The organism is Flavobacterium frigidarium DSM 17623, from assembly GCF_000425505.1.
GTDB lineage: Bacteria > Bacteroidota > Bacteroidia > Flavobacteriales > Flavobacteriaceae > Flavobacterium > Flavobacterium frigidarium.
Window position 1 is genome coordinate 1 of sequence record NZ_AUDO01000025.1, and the last position, 17,022, is coordinate 17,022.

The window sequence follows — 17,022 nt, forward strand, 5'->3', positions numbered from 1 at the left end:
TCTTTGGTTTAGAAAAGGCATCTTGTAATTGCATAATCTTCGTTTTTAGTACTCTCAAAGTTATGCTTTTACATTGATGCTTTGAGCTAGCTGGAACTTAGTGGAATTATCGTTTCGCATCCAGTTTTCGTTAAGCCGAAAATTGAGCGGTTACAAACTTCCAGCCATCTCAAAGTGGCATAACGTTCTTTATATGCACGACGCTCAAAATTTATTTGATGATAAAACTGCCTACTCAGGGGAATGGAATGTGGATGAAAAATTAGATAGCTTACAGGCGGAACTCATAGTAATAGGAATCGAACACGGTAATGACAAAAGAATATCAGAACTAACGCCATACAAATATGAGAAATATGGAGGTGGTGACGCAGATAATTATGTTGATTTTATTGTTCATACTCTAAAACCTAGGATTGACAGTATGTATAGAACTAAAGCAAATAGGAAAAACACCTTAATGATGGGTAGTTCTTTAGGAGGATTAGTGACTTTATACAGCGGAATAAAATATCCTAATGTATTTGGAAAAATAGCTGTTTTCTCTCCTTCACTTTGGTTTTCGAAAAAAATTTTTAAAGCAGTATCCTTTTCGAAAAAAATACCTGAAAAATTATATTTATTATGTGGCGATAACGAAGATGAGGCTATGATTACTGAAATTGACAAATTAGAATCTACTTTAATTACAGATACAAAAATCAAAAGCAAGAATTTGAAAAAAGTAGTTATTAAAAAAGGACAACAAAACGAAAAACTATGGCGAGATCATTTTGTTGATGCAATTTTATGGTTAGACTACTGAGTATTTCACTATATTTATTACTCCTATGACTTACCCAAATATAAAATTAAGATTTGCATGCGACTGGAATTAAAACCTTACGATTTAAAACTGAAACACACTTTCACAATTTCGCGCGTTTCTATTGATGTGCAACCTACATTAATTGTAGCACTAACTGTGTGCGGGGTTACAGGATATGGAGATGCTACTGCAAATCCATATTACAATATTACCGTAGAGAATATGCATAAAACATTACTAAACTTAAAGGAGAAAATTGAGCTATCTAAAGCTACTCAACCTGAAGAATTTTGGAACGAAATGCTACCTCATTTAAAAGATGACTTATTTTCACTTTGCGCTTTAGACATGGCTTTTACAGATCTTTGTTCACGTCAACAAGGCCAAAAATTATATCAGTACTGGAATTACGATATTTCGAATAATCCCTTAACTAATTATACGATAGGGATAGCTTCTATTGAGAAAATGGTCCAAAAAATGCAAGAACTTCCTTGGCCTATTTATAAAATTAAATTGGGGACAAAAGAAGATATTGCCATCATAACTGAATTAAGGAAACACAGCAACGCTATATTTAGAGTAGACGCAAATTGCGGATGGGATGTTCAAGAAACTATTGATAACTCCTATATTTTAAAAGATTTAGGAGTCGAGTTTATAGAACAACCTTTAAAAGCAGATAATTGGACAGGACATATGGAAGTTTTCAATCATGCCGCTTTACCAATTATAGCTGACGAAAGCTGCATTATAGAAACTGACATTACCAGATGCCACGGATATTTCCACGGTGTAAATATCAAATTGATGAAATGCGGTGGACTCACACCTGCAAAAAGAATGCTTGAAAATGCAAAACGCTTAGGGCTTAAAACAATGGTAGGTTGTATGACCGAATCGAATGTTGGTATTTCAGCAATTGCACATTTGTTACCTCTTCTAGATTATGTTGATATGGATGGTGCACTTCTCTTAAAAGAAGATATTGCTGACGGTATTACGTTAGATTACGGTAAGGTACATTATTCAAGTACTATTGGAACTGGAGTGGCTTTATTATAATTACTGAAATTTTATTTGAACTGAAATTAATATAAAAACGTACCTTTGTAAAAAAACATAACATCTTGACAAATAACGATATTTTTAAGAAATTACGTGTCGCATTAATGCTTCGCGACGACCAAATAATTGAAATCCTAGGATTAGTTGATTTTAGAATCACTAAATCTGAATTGGGAGCATTTTTTCGTGATGAAAAACACGAAAATTATATGGAATGTGGAGACCAAGTTCTTCGCAATTTTCTTAACGCGTTAGTAATACATTTACGCGGTACAAAAGAAAACCCTAAAAACCCGAATGACGTTTTAGCCAAGCATAAAGCACAAATTCCTGCTAAAGCTACTACAAAGGAGAGAGCAGAATTCAAACCAAAGCCTAGAGATGAGGAAAAATCTAGAGGCGATGAGGCACCATCAAAAACGAGTGCAGCTAAAAAGCCGTCTAAGAAACAATTCCCAAAAGGGAATAATAAAACGCAAGTAGTCGAGAAGGTCAAATTCAACTTTGGTAAAAATAAAAAAGCATAAACTATGAAAACTGCTTTAATTATTGGAAGTACAGGTTTAATAGGATCAACATTATTAAAACAATTATTGAACAATAAGGAATACAGCAAAGTTATCACTTTTAGTAAAAGAAAAACTGGCGTTCAACATCTTAAATTTACCGAAGAAATTATTGATTTTGACAAACCCGAATCATATGAATCTTTAGTAAAAGGGGACGATTTCTTTTGTACTATTGGAACGACAATTAAAAAAGCAGGAAGTAAAGAGGCTTTTAAAAAAGTAGATTTTGAGTACCCTAAGCAATTTGCTACCATCGCGTTAAAAAATGGTGTGAAGCAATTTTTAATTATCTCTTCAATGGGAGCTGATAAAGATTCAAATAGTTTTTACCTTAAGACTAAAGGAAGCATTGAAGACTTTTTAAAGCAATCAACCTTTGAAAGTGTTGCCGTGCTGCGACCTTCTATTCTTTTAGGAAATAGAGACGAATTTCGTCTAGGAGAAAAAATTGGCGGATTTGTAATGAAGGCTTTCTCATTTTTATTGGTTGGAAAACTAAAAAATTACAAACCTATTGAAAGCGCTACAGTAGCAAAAGCGTTAGAAATTATTGCCTTAAAAAATACCCCTGGATTTACTGTTTACAATTCAGCTGCTATAGAAGAGATTGTTAATTCATAGTTTTCCTAAACTATTGCAACAGTCACTTTAATTGCTTTATAGACATAAAAAAAACCTGTTAGATAAACTAACAGGTTTTTTTGTACATATATTTATTTCTAATTAAGAAAGTGCCGCTTGTACTTGATCAGCTGCTTCTTGAAATTCAACAGCAGATAAAATTGGCATTCCTGAATTATCAATTAATTCTTTTGCGATAGCTGCATTTGTACCTTGTAAACGAACAATGATTGGTACTTTAATTGCATCACCCATATTTTTATAAGCATCAACAACACCTTGTGCGACACGGTCACAACGAACGATACCACCAAAAATGTTAATTAAAATAGCTTTAACGTTAGGATCTTTTAAGATAATACGGAAAGCAGTTTCAACACGTTTTGCATCTGCAGTTCCACCTACATCTAGGAAATTAGCAGGCTCAAATCCAGCATATTTAATTAAATCCATAGTTGCCATTGCTAATCCAGCTCCGTTAACCATACATCCTACAGAACCATCAAGATCAACATAGTTCAATCCTACTTCTTTTGCTTCAACTTCAATTGGATTTTCTTCAAGAATATCACGCATGTCGTTATATTTCGGTTGTCTGTATAAAGCGTTATCATCGATATTTACCTTAGCATCAACTGCTAAAATTTTATCGTCAGATGTTTTCAAAACTGGGTTAATTTCAAACATAGAAGCGTCAGATCCAATGTATGCATTATATAAAGCACCGATGAATTTCACCATTTCTTTATGAGCATTTCCAGAAAGACCTAAGTTAAAAGCAATTCTTCTTGCTTGAAAACCTTGTAAACCTACAGAAGGGTCAACTTCTTCAGTAAAAATTAAGTGCGGAGTGTGCTCAGCAACTTCTTCAATATCCATTCCACCTTCAGTAGAATACATAATCATATTACGACCTGTAGCTCTATTTAAAAGTACAGAAACATAAAATTCATTAGTTTCAGATTCACCAGGATAATAAACATCTTCAGCGATTAAAACTTTGTTTACTTTTTTTCCTTCAGCAGAAGTTTGAGGAGTAACTAGTTGCATTCCGATAATTTGTCCTGAAATTTCTTTAACTTGGTCTAAATTTTTAGCAAGTTTAACTCCACCACCTTTACCACGTCCACCTGCATGAACTTGTGCTTTTACAACAAACCAACTCGTTCCCGTTTCAGTAGTTAATTGTTTTGCAGCTTCCACCGCTTCATCTGCAGTATTAGCAACGATTCCACGTTGAATGCGAACTCCGTAGCTAGCTAAAATCTCTTTTCCTTGATATTCGTGTATGTTCATAATATAGAATTTGTCTGAATCCTGAATTTATTTCAGAATATAAGTGGCACAAAAATAGCAAAATTCATCTAAACTGTGAAATGTTTTTGTTTATTTAAAGCATCTTATTTAAGAAAAACATTTTTGATAATTTCAAACTTCATCTCATTGCTTATTCGATAAGATTTATAACGAATTACAACCAGAATTGTTAAATTCTAAAATTACGATAACGTTTGATTTTCTGCCTTCAAAATTCAATTTCCTTAACATTTATTTAATAATTAGGCTACTTGCAAATACTACATTATCAATTTGACAATTGAGACATAGCCTCATGAAATTATTATCATTTATAAGGCGTTTTTCTATTATAAGTATAAAAATATCGGCTTTAACTGCATTCTCGTGCATTATATTTAACGAATCCTTTATTTTTGTATAAAAAAAATATAGAGCATGAGAGTTAAAGAACAAGGCCTTTATTTGCCAGAATTTGAGCATGACAACTGTGGCGCAGGATTTATTTGTAACTTAAACGGAATAAAATCAAACGATATTATTCACAAAGCCCTCGATATCTTAATTAAATTAGAGCATCGTGGTGCAGTAAGTGCAGATGGTAGAACAGGAGATGGAGCAGGAATACTTTTTGACATTCCACATAATTTTTTCAAGAAAGTTTGTGATTTTGAAATTCCGGAAACTAGAGAATATGCAGTGGGGATGCTATTCTTACCGAAAAAAACAAATCAATTAGATTTTTGCAAAAAAACATTTGAGAAAGCAGTAAGTGATCAAAATTTAAAAGTTTTAGGTTGGAGAGCAGTACCTGTCGATGTTTCAAACCTTGGACAAATTGCAGCTGAAAAAGAACCAACTGTCGTTCAAGTATTCATTGGAAAAAATGGATTAGAATTAACAGAACAGGAATTTAATGCAAAATTATTTGCAGCAAGAAAGATAGGAGAACACATTATTAGAGATTCTAAAATTTCTGAAAGTCACATGTTTTACTTTTCTAGCTTATCGACCACGACGATAATATATAAAGGATTATTAATGCCTGAAGATATCAGCAGGTATTATACTGACCTGTCAGATACAGACGTGGTTACTCGTTTAGCGCTAGTACACCAACGATTCTCTACAAATACTTTTCCTTCTTGGGAACTAGCACAACCTTTTAGATACATGTGTCACAATGGTGAGATCAATACTTTAAGAGGAAATATAAGTAGGATGCGTGCTCGTGAAGAGTTAATGGAAAGTCCTATTTTTGGCGATGACATAAAAAAGATGTTTCCTATTATATTAGAAGGAAAATCAGACTCTGCTTCTATGGATATGGTAATCGAATTGCTGTTAATGACAGGCCGTACTCTTCCTGAAGCAATGATGATGGTCGTTCCTGAAGCCTGGGAGAAACACCAAACAATGTCGGATGAAAAGAAAGCTTTTTATGAGTACAACGCTTGTATCATGGAACCATGGGATGGGCCTGCTTCTATTCCTTTCACTGATGGAAATGTAATTGGTGCTCTTTTAGACAGAAATGGCCTACGTCCTTCTCGCTATACGTTGACAAAAAGCGGATTTGTAATCATGTCTTCAGAAATTGGAGTTCTTGATGTAAACCCTGAGGACGTAGTGCAACATGGTCGATTAGAACCTGGAAAAATGTTCCTTGTAGATATGAACGAAGGCCGTATTATTGAAGATGACGAAATTAAAAATGCGATCGTAACAAAACGCCCTTACAGACAATGGTTGAATGAAAATTTATTACCGCTTGCAAAAGTACCTTATACTAATAATGAGAATACAATTGAAAAATTAGATTATGAAACGAGATTACGTTTATTTGGCTACACATTAGAAGATCTAAAAACGACAATTAACCCAATGGGTTCAAAAGGTGCTGAAGTTATTAGTTCAATGGGGAATGATACTCCATTAGCTATACTTTCAGAAAAACCACAACTGCTTTACAACTATTTCAAACAGTTATTTGCGCAGGTTACTAATCCGCCATTAGACGGAATACGCGAAGAAATTATTACAGATATCAGTTTAGCAATTGGTGGCGATTACAATATTTTTGATATTGAATCTAAACACTGTAAAAAACTAAAAATTCAAAATCCAGTTATTTCTAAAGAGGATTTAGATAAAATTAAAAATATTGATCATCCTGATTTCAAATCAGTTTCGATATCTACTTTATATAAAATTGAAAAAGGAGTTAATGGCTTGGAGCGTGCTTTAGAAAAATGTGTTCAAGCAACGTACAAAGCAGTAAATGAAGGTCACAATATTATCATATTATCAGATAGAGGTGTTAGCGAAGAACTTGCTCCTATCCCAATGCTATTAGCGTGTTCTTACATTCACCACTCTTTAAACAAATTACAAGTTCGTTCTAAATTCGGAATTATAATTGAATCAGCTGAACCACGCGAACCGCATCATTTTGCTTTGTTATTTGGCTACGGAGCAAGTGCAATCAACCCGTATTTAGTGAATGAAATTATTCGTGATGAAGTAGCTCATGGCCATCTTACTGGAGTAAATGCTGATTATGCCATTACTAATTACAATAAGGCTATTGCCAAAGGGATTCTAAAAATAATGAATAAAATTGGGATCTCTACATTACATTCTTATAGAGCTGCGCAAATTTTTGAGATTTTAGGTCTAAATAAAACATTTTCATCTAAATACTTTCCATACACACCTTCTAGAATTGAAGGAATTGGTTTAATGGAAATCGAAAAGGAAATCAAACTTAGATATCAAAAAGCATTTCCTAATTCTAAAATTGCAGGTTTATTGCCTTTAGAAATTGGAGGAATATACAGATGGAGAAGAAACGGTGAAAAACACATGTTTAACCCTACTACAATTGCTAAATTACAACAAGCAGTTCGCTTAAACAGCCCAGAAAGCTACGCCGAATATTCTAAAATGGTCAATGAGCAAAGCGCTAATTTAATGACTATTCGCGGAATGTTTGAATTTAATAATTTAGATCCAATATCTATCGATGAAGTAGAACCTTGGACAGAAATTGTGAAAAAATTCAAAACTGGTGCTATGTCTTACGGATCAATCAGTCAAGAAGCACATGAGAATTTGGCTATTGCTATGAACAGAATTGGCGGAAAAAGTAATTCTGGAGAAGGTGGAGAAAATCCAAAACGTTTTCAAAAAGAAGTTAATGGAGATTCAAAAAATAGTGCAATTAAGCAAGTAGCTTCCGGTCGTTTTGGGGTATCTATTAACTATTTGACAAGCGCTAAAGAGATTCAAATTAAAATGGCTCAAGGAGCTAAACCAGGTGAAGGTGGACAATTACCAGGTGAAAAAGTAGTGCCGTGGATTGCTGAAACAAGAAATTCTACACCATATGTAGGATTGATTTCTCCGCCACCACATCACGACATTTATTCTATTGAAGATTTATCTCAATTGATATTTGATTTAAAAAATGCCAATAGAGAAGCACGTGTGAACGTAAAATTAGTTTCAGAAGTAGGTGTAGGAACAATCGCTGCCGGAGTTGCCAAAGCAAAAGCCGATGTGATTTTAATTTCGGGGTACGATGGAGGAACAGGCGCTGCTCCATTAACATCATTACAACATACTGGTATTCCATGGGAACTTGGTTTGGCAGAAGCTCAACAAACACTAATTTTAAATGATTTAAGAAGCCGTGTTGTTTTAGAGTGTGACGGCCAACTTAAAACAGGTCGTGACGTTGCTATCGCTGCACTACTTGGAGCCGAAGAATTTGGTTTTGCAACAGCTCCATTAGTAGCTTCTGGATGTATCATGATGAGAGCTTGTCACTTGAATACTTGCCCAGTGGGTATTGCAACACAGGATCCAGAATTAAGAAAAAATTTCAAAGGGACACCAGAGCACATCATTAACTTTATGTATTTTATTGCAGAGGAGTTAAGAGAAATTATGGCTCAATTGGGTTTTAGAACTTTGAAAGAAATGGTGGGACAATCTCAAAAACTGAATGTTAATAAAGCAATTAAGCATTATAAAGCAAACGGTTTAGATTTATCTACAATTTTATACAAACCAGAAAAAGCAAAAACAGTACCTAATCACAATACAACTACGCAAGATCACGCCTTAGATAATGTATTGGATTTCGAAATAATAAAAGCTGCTATTCCTTCCATTTACAGAAAAGAAAAAACAAGAGTAACGTTTGATATTAAAAATACTGATCGATCGGTTGGAGCAATTTTAAGTAATGAAATTTCGAAAATTTATGGTGCACAAGGTTTGCCAGAAGACACAATACTAGTAGATTTCACTGGTTCGGCAGGTCAAAGTTTTGGAGCATTTGCAACAAATGGTTTGTCATTTAAAATACATGGTAACTGTAATGATTATTTAGGTAAAGGTTTATCGGGAGGAAAATTAATTATTAAGGTTCCCCCTACTGCAACATTCAAACCAGAGAATAATATCATCATTGGGAACGTCGCCCTTTACGGTGCAATAACTGGAGAAGCATATATTAACGGTATTGCTGGAGAACGTTTTTGTGTGAGAAATTCAGGAGCAACAGCAGTTGTAGAAGGAATTGGAGATCACGGTTGTGAGTACATGACCGGAGGTACAGTTGCTATTCTAGGAAGAACAGGACGAAATTTTGCTGCTGGTATGAGTGGTGGTGTTGCTTACGTTTTTGACGAGCAAAAACAATTTGAGAATGGCCTTTGCAATATGGAGATGGTCGCATTAGAAACATTAGAGGAAGATGACTTGATAAAATTGAGACGTTTGATCAAAAACCATTCTATGTATACTAATAGTCCACTAGCTAAAAGATTATTGGAAGATTGGGAAAACCAGCAAAAACATTTCGTTAAAGTAATGCCTCGTGACTACAAAATAGCGTTACAACGATTAGCAGAGGAACAGAAAATTGAAGAACTAATAGCAACAGCATAGTTATGGGAAAGATAGGCGGATTTAAAGAATTTGAAAGAACAGACGAAAATAATATAGCAGTAGAGGATCGTGTAATTAATTATAATGAATTCACTATTCAGTTACCAAAAGATAAAATTAAAGAGCAAGGATCAAGATGTATGGATTGCGGAATTCCGTTTTGTCATAGTGCATGCCCCTTAGGAAATTTAATTCCTGATTTTAATGACATGGTGCATCAGGAAGAATGGCAAAGTGCATTAGAAATTTTGCAATCAACAAATAATTTCCCCGAATTTACAGGTCGCTTATGCCCTGCTCCATGTGAGAAATCATGTGTCTTAGGAATTATCGAAGCTCCTGTAGCTATTGAAAATATCGAAAAAAATATTATCGAAAGAGGATTTGCTGAAGGCTGGATAAAACCACAAACTCCCGCTAAGCGCACTGGTAAGACGGTTGCAGTTATTGGTTCAGGACCTGCAGGATTAGCGGCAGCGCAACAGTTAAATCGTGCTGGACACACTGTGACTGTTTTTGAAAGAGATAATGCAATTGGTGGTTTATTACGCTACGGTATTCCAAATTTTAAACTAGAAAAAGGAATCATTGATCGTCGTGTAAAAATATTAGAATTAGAGGGAATTACATTTAAAACTAATGTAAATGTTGGAGTAAACTTTAGCGTTGAACAACTAAACACATTTGATTCAATTGTTTTATGTGGTGGTGCTACCGAGAGAAGAAGCTTACCTACTAAAGGAATTGAAACAAAAGGAGTGGTTCAAGCAATGGACTTTTTAACACAACAAACAAAAGTGCTTTATGGTGAGAATATTGATAACCAAATCAAAGCTACAGGTAAAGATGTGATTGTAATAGGTGGTGGAGATACGGGATCTGACTGTGTTGGAACCTCTAATAGACATGGTGCAAAATCAGTAACTAATTTTGAAATTATGCCTAAGCCTCCGGTTGGTCGTAGCGAAACTACTCCTTGGCCATATTGGCCTCTACAGTTGAAAACATCTTCATCACATGAGGAAGGTTGTGAAAGAAACTGGTTAATAAACACTAAAGAATTTATCGCAAATGATAAAGGAGAATTAATAGGTTTAAAAACTGTTGAAGTTGCTTGGAAAATAACTCCCGGACAAAGACCAGAATTAGTTGAAAAAGAAGGGTCAGAAAAAATTTGGCCTTGTGATTTAGCTTTGCTGGCTCTAGGCTTTACTGGTCCAGAGAAAACATTAAGTGAGCAATTAGGTCTTGAAACTGATATGAGAAGCAACTACAAAGCATCAAATTATCAAACTAATAAGCCAAATATTTTTACCGCTGGAGACATGCGTCGCGGACAATCATTGATTGTTTGGGCAATATCAGAAGGTCGAGAAGCAGCTCGTGAGGTAGATTTATACTTAATGGGATCAACAAATTTACCTACTAAGGGATCTGGAGATTTACCAAGTTTATAAAATACAATAAATAACTTAAAATGACTGTCAAGATACTTTTTGACGGTCATTTTTTATTTATAAGCTAGCAAAATTCCTCTTGTATCATCGCTCATGTTAAGGCAGTATGCTACAATTTTCACGCACCTTCTAAAAATCACAGCGTTTTGAATCATCCAATCCCTACTTTACCTAATCATTTTTTAGCAAGAAAACATACGTTTTGTTATAATTACAACTTTTTGTTACAATTTGTTAGAAATCATATATTCGCTTGCGGGAACAGATAAAGAATAATAAATTTGCTTAAAAATAATAACGATGCAATCAAAAGACTTACTTCAACTAGCAGAACAATTTGGCAGTCCATTATATGTTTATGATGCCGAAAAAATAAAATCACAGTATAATCGTTTAACTAAAGCCTTTTCTAAAGTTGAAAAGTTACGCATCAATTATGCAATGAAAGCGTTATCAAACGTTGCTATCCTTGAACTTTTGAGAGATATGGGATCAGGATTAGATACGGTTTCTATTCAAGAAGTATTATTAGGCCTGCATGCTGGCTATTCACCTGAAAAAATATTCTATACCCCTAATGGTGTGTCTCTTGAAGAAATTGAAGAAGTGAATGCAATGGGAGTTCAAATCAATATTGACAACCTATCTATATTAGAGCAGTTTGGAGCTAAGCATCCTAATGTCCCTGTTTGTATCCGTATCAACCCGCATGTAATGGCTGGAGGAAACACAAACATATCTGTTGGACATATTGATAGTAAATTTGGAATCTCAATACATCAATTACCCCATCTTGTTCGTATTGTAGAAAACACTAAAATGAATATTGTAGGTATTCACATGCATACAGGATCAGATATATTAGATATTGAAGTATTCTTATATGCAGCCGAAATTTTATTCGATGCTGCTAGAAACTTTAAAAACTTAGAATTCCTAGATTTTGGTAGTGGTTTTAAAGTTCCTTATAAAAAAGATGATATTGAAACAGATATTGAAGAATTAGGAAAAAAATTATCCAAAAGGTTCAATGCTTTTTGCACTGAATACGGCAAAGAATTAACCTTAATTTTTGAACCAGGAAAGTTCCTAGTTAGTGAAGCTGGACAATTTCTAGTAAAAGTAAATGTAATTAAACAAACCACGTCTACAGTTTTTGCTGGAATTGATAGTGGTTTTAATCATCTAATTCGACCTATGTTATATGGTTCACAACACCATATCGAAAACATTTCAAATCCTAAAGGAAAAGAGCGCTTTTATTCAGTGGTAGGATATATCTGTGAGACAGATACTTTTGCTAATAATAGAAGAATTCCAGAAATTAAAGAAGGAGATATCTTGAGTTTTAGAAATGCCGGAGCTTACTGCTATTCTATGGCCTCTAATTATAACTCTAGATATAAACCAGCAGAGGTTTTATGGCTTGAAGGCCAAGGACATTTAATTAGAGCTCACGAAACCTTTGAGGATTTAATCAAAAATCAAATTTCATTGCCTTTACCTGCAAAAGTTTAGAAAGTTACAACCATTAAAAAAGGTGTATTTATAATTAATAAATACACCTTTTTTTTATGAAGTCATTTCAACTTTATTCGTTTAATATTTCTTCAAGAACATTAGCTTCTGTACCATTAGGAAAAGCGACTTTGATCTTTTGCGCAATTGTTGGAGCAATCTGAGTGATTACTTTCTTATTAAAAGACTCTCCTTTTTTCACATGCCATCCGTAAAAAATAGCAGGAACGTGAGTATCATAGGTATATGTAGTTCCATGCGACGTACCTGTACCTTGATATTCTATGTAACCCGGTTTGTCTAAAATAATTAAATCTCCATTTTGAGTAACATCATATCCTTTAGCAATAAAGTTTAAATAGTAGTCATTCCCTGTAGAATTCAATATCTCTTCTTCAGTGTAAACTCTCTTAACATAATCCTGCTTCATTAAATACTCTTTGAATGAATTCTTAACCAAGGCTAAATCAAGTTTCTTAGTACTAATAATTTCTTTATTTAAAAACAAATTAAAACTACCATAATCTAATACTAAATCTGCTCCAAAAGTTTTCATAGAAAAGTCTTTTAAGTTGGTGCGAATATCTTTTGGACTAATGCTATTAACATTATATTTATGATCTTTCAAGAAACTTACATTCTCAGCACCTGCATGGTCAGCGGTTAAGAACAATAAATAGTTATCCTTACCTACCGTTTTATCCAAATACTTAAGAAAATCAGCAATAGTTTGATCTAATCTCAAATAAGTGTCCTGCAATTCCATAGATCTTGGTCCTAATAAATGGCCAACATAATCAGTAGATGAAAAACTCACAGTTAGAAAATCCGTAATATTATCTTTTCCAAGTTCTTCTTTCTCAATAGCTTTTTTAGCAAATTCAGCTAACAGATTATTTCCAAAAGGTGTTGAACGAAGCACTCCCGCATCGTTTTTAGAATACATATCTTTTAAATCATATGGAAATACTGGAGCTGTGCTATTATATAATTTGCCTTCGTACGGATTATTATCTTCTAAACTTTCATTATATATAGCTTTAGATTTCAATAAATCCCATCCCTTATTTATATAGGGCATATAATGTTTCTCCTCATTAAACTTCTCCACCCAAGACGGTAATTTATCCCCATAGAAAGTACTAGAAATAAATGAACCTGTTTTACTGTACCAGAAAGCCCAGTTTGCAAAATGCCCTGCAGGTAAAATAGCACCACGATCTTTCAGACTCATTCCAATAACTTTACCTTTAAAATTTGTTCCCAATCGTAACTCGTCTGTAATTGTAGTAGTCAAAAGATTTTTAGGAGACATCATTCCTTCCTCTTTTGTACCATCACCTACAGTACTAACATCTGCGTCATCAGTACAATACATATCCTTTCCTAGCTTCCTACTAAACCATTCATTACTTACAATTCCGTGACTTGCTGGTGTAGTACCAGTATAGATTGAGGCATGACCTGGAGCGGTATAGGTGGGCATATAGTTGTAATGCATGTTTTGAAAAGTATAACCATCACCCATCAATCTTTTAAATCCATCATTAGAAAAATCATCAGAGAAACGGTAAAGATATTCCATCTTCATTTGGTCAACAACAATACCTATGACAAGCTTAGGTCGATCTTGAGCTTGTAAATTTGAAAGAATTCCTGCTGTAAGCAACATTAAAATTTTTTTCATCCTAAAATTTATTATTTACAGACAAAAATAAACAATTAACTAGCAAAAACATCTCATCAAGACCATTAATGCCTAGCGATGAACGGTATTTAACAATAATTTAATGAACACGAAGAGTCAGTGATTACTCAGTACAAACGGACATTTATATATTATAAAAACACATCAAGTATGTAAAACTGAAACTAGATAATTTTAAATTTTAATTTGTCAATTGAATAAAAAAGTAGAGCGTTACACGAAGAATATACAAGAATTTATAAATTAATTATATTAGAACAATATAATCTCCAATAAGAATTTATAAAATAAAACAGAGCTCTCAATAACGTGGACGTGACCTTGCAGGCCGGGCTATCCGTTTTATCTTTTCTATTGTTTACTCTAAAATTAGAGCAAACAATAGAAAAGGATGCTACTTCTATCCTTCACGCATTCAACATTAAGAAATGAACCATATAAATAAAATGGGTATTTAGAAATAATTTCTTATAAAAAAAGAAAAAAAATTTTTCATCTTCATTTAATAGATTAATTCACTTCCGAAAGATCATCAACATTTTAAGTTAAGTTCCAAAGGATTCTTTGATGAGATTACTGTTCAAGATTTTCCAATACGTGGACATCAAGTATATCTTCATATCACTCGCAGAAGGTGGATTAATGAAAATACAAGTCAAGTTGTTTTTAGTCCCGATAGCCATCGGGATTGGAATTTAGTATTGGACGGAATTCGGGTGACACAGGACTTCGCGTCTTTTTTAAAAACAATCAATAGATTCCAAGTCTAATGATTGCAAAGCTATCGCCTTTTTCTATGTTGTTAGCGGTAAAAATCCACAACATGGATATAAAGATTTTTTAAGTGATTTTAAAATGTGGAATCAAAAATCACACGCAAAAGAATGGTTATTTTTACAGAAAACATTGACAAACGCTTATCGATAGACGAAACCTGATTATATAATGGCGAACTCTATATGTTTTGGCAAACAAAGCGGCAAAGTGTAAAAAAGAAACTACAGTAGCAATGATTCTTGGGACTAAAGCTGATGTCGTGATATCTATTATTGAAAAAGTTCCCTTAAACAACGTAATTTAGTAATTGAGACAAACCTTGATATGGCAGGGAATATGGTACTGATAGCCAAGAAATCCTTTCCTAATACAACACGCGTCATCGACCGGTTCCACGTTCCAAATTGGCTACAGAAGCTTTACAAGAAATAAGAATTAAATACCGTTGGTAAGCTATAGACCAAGAAAATCAGGCGACAGAAAAAGCGAAGAAAAATAAAAAAAGGTTTGAGACTAAAGCATTGACTAATGGAGATATTATTAAGCAATTAATTGCTAGAAGTAGGTATTTCTTATTCAAGAATAAATCAAAATAGACGGAAAATCAACTGCAACGAGCATTATTGTTATTTGAATTATATCCCGACATAATAGAAGCTTACAATCTATCTCAAAGATTACGGAACATCTTTGAAATCACAACCGACAAAATCATTGGTTTTGCCAGACTAACTAAATGACATGAAAAAGTAAATCAATCAGGATTTAAGTCTTTCAACACAATATCTCGAATTATAATCAATCATTATCAAAACATTTTGAACTATTTTGGTAACAGAAATACTAATGCAGCAGCAGAATCCTTTAACGCCAAAATAAAAGCTTTTAGAATTCTCCCGATAACTATCGGAAAGAGGCGTTAGAAAAATTGATTTTTTCTTGTTTAGATTATCTAATCTTTTTGCCTAATCCCCAACTTTTAAACTTGATCCTAAGGGTTCTTTAATGAAAGGCGACGACTCCCGATAGCTATCGGAACTCCTACATAATTAAAGTACTCCCGAAGTATTGGAACTTCCGCGGGCTTAACTAATTTGTTTGTATTACATTATATCTATTCTCTTTTTAAAACTATTTGTCTCGTCCTAAATAACCGATACAGATTATTAGATAAAAATTTTTAATTAAACACTTGCAAAAATGTTTTTGCAAGTGTTTTTTGTTTTATAAGTCTTCATTTTAATCTGACTTTGTAAATGCATTTTGTTTGGAGTTAGCATATGATTAGAATAATGAGGTCTTAATTCATTGTATATATTGACTGATTCTTTGACAATTTTTTTCATGATATTTAAATCTAAATTGTATTTATCAATCATGAATTCCTGTTTTAATATTCCGTTTATTCTTTCAGCTACAGCATTTTCATATGGGTCAGAGTTTTGCGTCATACTTGGTAGTATTCCGTTTTTATTTAAAGTGTTTTGATAAGCATTCGCACAATATTGCAATCCTCTATCTGAATGATGAATAAATGGTGTTTCATTGCTCATTCTCTGCTTTATAGCCATATTTAGAGCCTTAACACTGCTTTCTGTATTCATACTGTTAGCAACATAATATCCCATTATTTTCTTAGAATATGCATCGGTAACTAGACTCAAATAACACGGCTTTTCTCGTTTTCCAATATAGGTTATATCTGAAACCCAAACTTGATTGGGTCTATTTATTTCTAAACCTAGAATTAGGTTGCGATGCTTTCTAAATCGATGATGAGAGTTAGTGGTTACGTGATAACTGCGCTTTGGTTGAATTAGTAAATGATTCGCTCTAAGTATATCAAATAACTTATCTCTCCCTATTTTCATTGATTTAAGATCATCTATCAATAAATGATATGATTTCTTACCACCAAGTCTAGGCATTGATTTCCTAACTTGGTGAATCATCGAAACTACTTCGATTGCTTTAGCTTCCTTATTGTTTTTTCTTTTTATTTTTCGATAATAAACCTGTCTGTCTATCCCGAACAAATTACAGGCGAACATTATTGTTTGCTGTTCTTTGTCTTTAAAATGGTCGATTGTTCGGGTGGAGAGTTTTTTCGTATATCAATTTTATATTCTTCTTCTGCGATATCAATCATCATATCAAAAATGATTGCTTTTTTATCTGCAACAAAGGCTTGTCTCTCCAGTAAGGACTTCTGCTTCTCTAGAAGTTTTACTTTGGCTTCAA

The 17,022-nt window shown here is 33.5% G+C and carries 13 protein-coding genes and 1 pseudogene; 10 read left to right on the forward strand and 4 right to left on the reverse strand.

Annotation, left to right across the window (positions count from 1 at the left end):
* Window positions 1-193 precede the first annotated feature (193 nt).
* The 4 genes from H603_RS16780 to H603_RS0112390 all read left to right on the forward strand — a co-directional run bounded on the left by H603_RS16780 (window position 194) and on the right by H603_RS0112390 (window position 3,066).
* Window positions 194-805: an alpha/beta hydrolase gene (locus H603_RS16780; RefSeq protein ID WP_084157744.1), complete on the forward strand. Its 612-nt coding sequence runs from the start codon at window positions 194-196 to the stop codon at window positions 803-805.
* A 57-nt stretch (window positions 806-862) separates the two neighbouring features.
* Complete coding sequence (locus tag H603_RS0112380) at window positions 863-1,873, forward strand: dipeptide epimerase (RefSeq protein ID WP_026708911.1); 1,011 nt, start codon at window positions 863-865, stop codon at window positions 1,871-1,873.
* Window positions 1,874-1,938: 65 nt separating this feature from the next.
* Window positions 1,939-2,403: a DUF1456 family protein gene (locus H603_RS0112385; RefSeq protein ID WP_026708912.1), complete on the forward strand. Its 465-nt coding sequence runs from the start codon at window positions 1,939-1,941 to the stop codon at window positions 2,401-2,403.
* A 3-nt stretch (window positions 2,404-2,406) separates the two neighbouring features.
* On the forward strand, window positions 2,407-3,066 hold the full coding sequence (locus H603_RS0112390) for an NAD(P)H-binding protein (protein ID WP_026708913.1): 660 nt from the start codon (window positions 2,407-2,409) through the stop codon (window positions 3,064-3,066).
* 102 nt (window positions 3,067-3,168) lie between these two features.
* On the opposite strand, the gene sucC is transcribed toward H603_RS0112390, so the two are convergent.
* Window positions 3,169-4,362 (reverse strand): ADP-forming succinate--CoA ligase subunit beta, encoded by a 1,194-nt coding sequence (gene sucC, locus H603_RS0112395; protein ID WP_026708914.1) that lies wholly within the window; start codon window positions 4,360-4,362, stop codon window positions 3,169-3,171.
* Between the two features lie 438 nt (window positions 4,363-4,800).
* Between sucC and gltB the strand changes: the two genes are divergently transcribed.
* The 3 genes from gltB to lysA all read left to right on the forward strand — a co-directional run bounded on the left by gltB (window position 4,801) and on the right by lysA (window position 12,296).
* The gene (gene gltB, locus H603_RS0112400; protein WP_026708915.1) at window positions 4,801-9,321 is read left to right on the forward strand and encodes a glutamate synthase large subunit; all 4,521 of its coding nucleotides are present in this window, start codon (window positions 4,801-4,803) and stop codon (window positions 9,319-9,321) included.
* Window positions 9,322-9,323: 2 nt separating this feature from the next.
* On the forward strand, window positions 9,324-10,778 hold the full coding sequence (locus H603_RS0112405; RefSeq protein ID WP_026708916.1) for a glutamate synthase subunit beta: 1,455 nt from the start codon (window positions 9,324-9,326) through the stop codon (window positions 10,776-10,778).
* Window positions 10,779-11,078: 300 nt separating this feature from the next.
* Window positions 11,079-12,296 carry a diaminopimelate decarboxylase gene (lysA, locus tag H603_RS0112410; RefSeq protein WP_026708917.1) on the forward strand — a complete coding sequence of 406 codons (1,218 nt, stop codon included), beginning with the start codon at window positions 11,079-11,081 and terminating at the stop codon, window positions 12,294-12,296.
* A 73-nt stretch (window positions 12,297-12,369) separates the two neighbouring features.
* Here lysA and pafA read toward each other — a convergent pair whose 3' ends face one another.
* Window positions 12,370-13,983: an alkaline phosphatase PafA gene (pafA, locus tag H603_RS0112415; protein ID WP_026708918.1), complete on the reverse strand. Its 1,614-nt coding sequence runs from the start codon at window positions 13,981-13,983 to the stop codon at window positions 12,370-12,372.
* Between the two features lie 593 nt (window positions 13,984-14,576).
* Here pafA and H603_RS17800 point away from each other — a divergent pair.
* From H603_RS17800 to H603_RS17690, 3 genes and pseudogenes are all read left to right on the forward strand, one after another.
* Entirely contained in the window at window positions 14,577-14,774 is a 198-nt protein-coding gene (locus H603_RS17800) for an ISAon1 family transposase N-terminal region protein (protein WP_455423190.1), read from the forward strand.
* Between the two features lie 304 nt (window positions 14,775-15,078).
* Window positions 15,079-15,213 (forward strand): annotated as a pseudogene (locus H603_RS17685) (transposase); the annotation flags it as partial.
* Between the two features lie 365 nt (window positions 15,214-15,578).
* Window positions 15,579-15,704: a transposase gene (locus H603_RS17690; RefSeq protein WP_245576118.1), complete on the forward strand. Its 126-nt coding sequence runs from the start codon at window positions 15,579-15,581 to the stop codon at window positions 15,702-15,704.
* A gap of 261 nt (window positions 15,705-15,965) precedes the next feature.
* Here H603_RS17690 and H603_RS0112420 read toward each other — a convergent pair whose 3' ends face one another.
* Window positions 15,966-16,832 (reverse strand): IS3 family transposase, encoded by an 867-nt coding sequence (locus tag H603_RS0112420; protein WP_035675991.1) that lies wholly within the window; start codon window positions 16,830-16,832, stop codon window positions 15,966-15,968.
* Window positions 16,832-17,022, reverse strand: a 191-nt coding sequence (locus tag H603_RS17625; RefSeq protein ID WP_026708920.1) for a hypothetical protein, incomplete at its 5' end; no start/stop codon positions are given. The genes H603_RS17625 and H603_RS0112420, both read right to left, overlap by 1 nt.

Coding starts and splice junctions, on each gene's coding strand:
- gltB (WP_026708915.1), top strand. CDS start 4,801: ATGAGAGTTAAAGAACAAGGCCTTTATTTGCCAGAATTTGAGCATGAC.
- H603_RS0112405 (WP_026708916.1), top strand. CDS start 9,324: ATGGGAAAGATAGGCGGATTTAAAGAATTTGAAAGAACAGACGAAAAT.
- H603_RS0112420 (WP_035675991.1), bottom strand. CDS start 16,832: ATGTTCGCCTGTAATTTGTTCGGGATAGACAGACAGGTTTATTATCGA.
- H603_RS0112380 (WP_026708911.1), top strand. CDS start 863: ATGCGACTGGAATTAAAACCTTACGATTTAAAACTGAAACACACTTTC.
- H603_RS16780 (WP_084157744.1), top strand. CDS start 194: ATGCACGACGCTCAAAATTTATTTGATGATAAAACTGCCTACTCAGGG.
- H603_RS0112390 (WP_026708913.1), top strand. CDS start 2,407: ATGAAAACTGCTTTAATTATTGGAAGTACAGGTTTAATAGGATCAACA.
- lysA (WP_026708917.1), top strand. CDS start 11,079: ATGCAATCAAAAGACTTACTTCAACTAGCAGAACAATTTGGCAGTCCA.
- sucC (WP_026708914.1), bottom strand. CDS start 4,362: ATGAACATACACGAATATCAAGGAAAAGAGATTTTAGCTAGCTACGGA.
- pafA (WP_026708918.1), bottom strand. CDS start 13,983: ATGAAAAAAATTTTAATGTTGCTTACAGCAGGAATTCTTTCAAATTTA.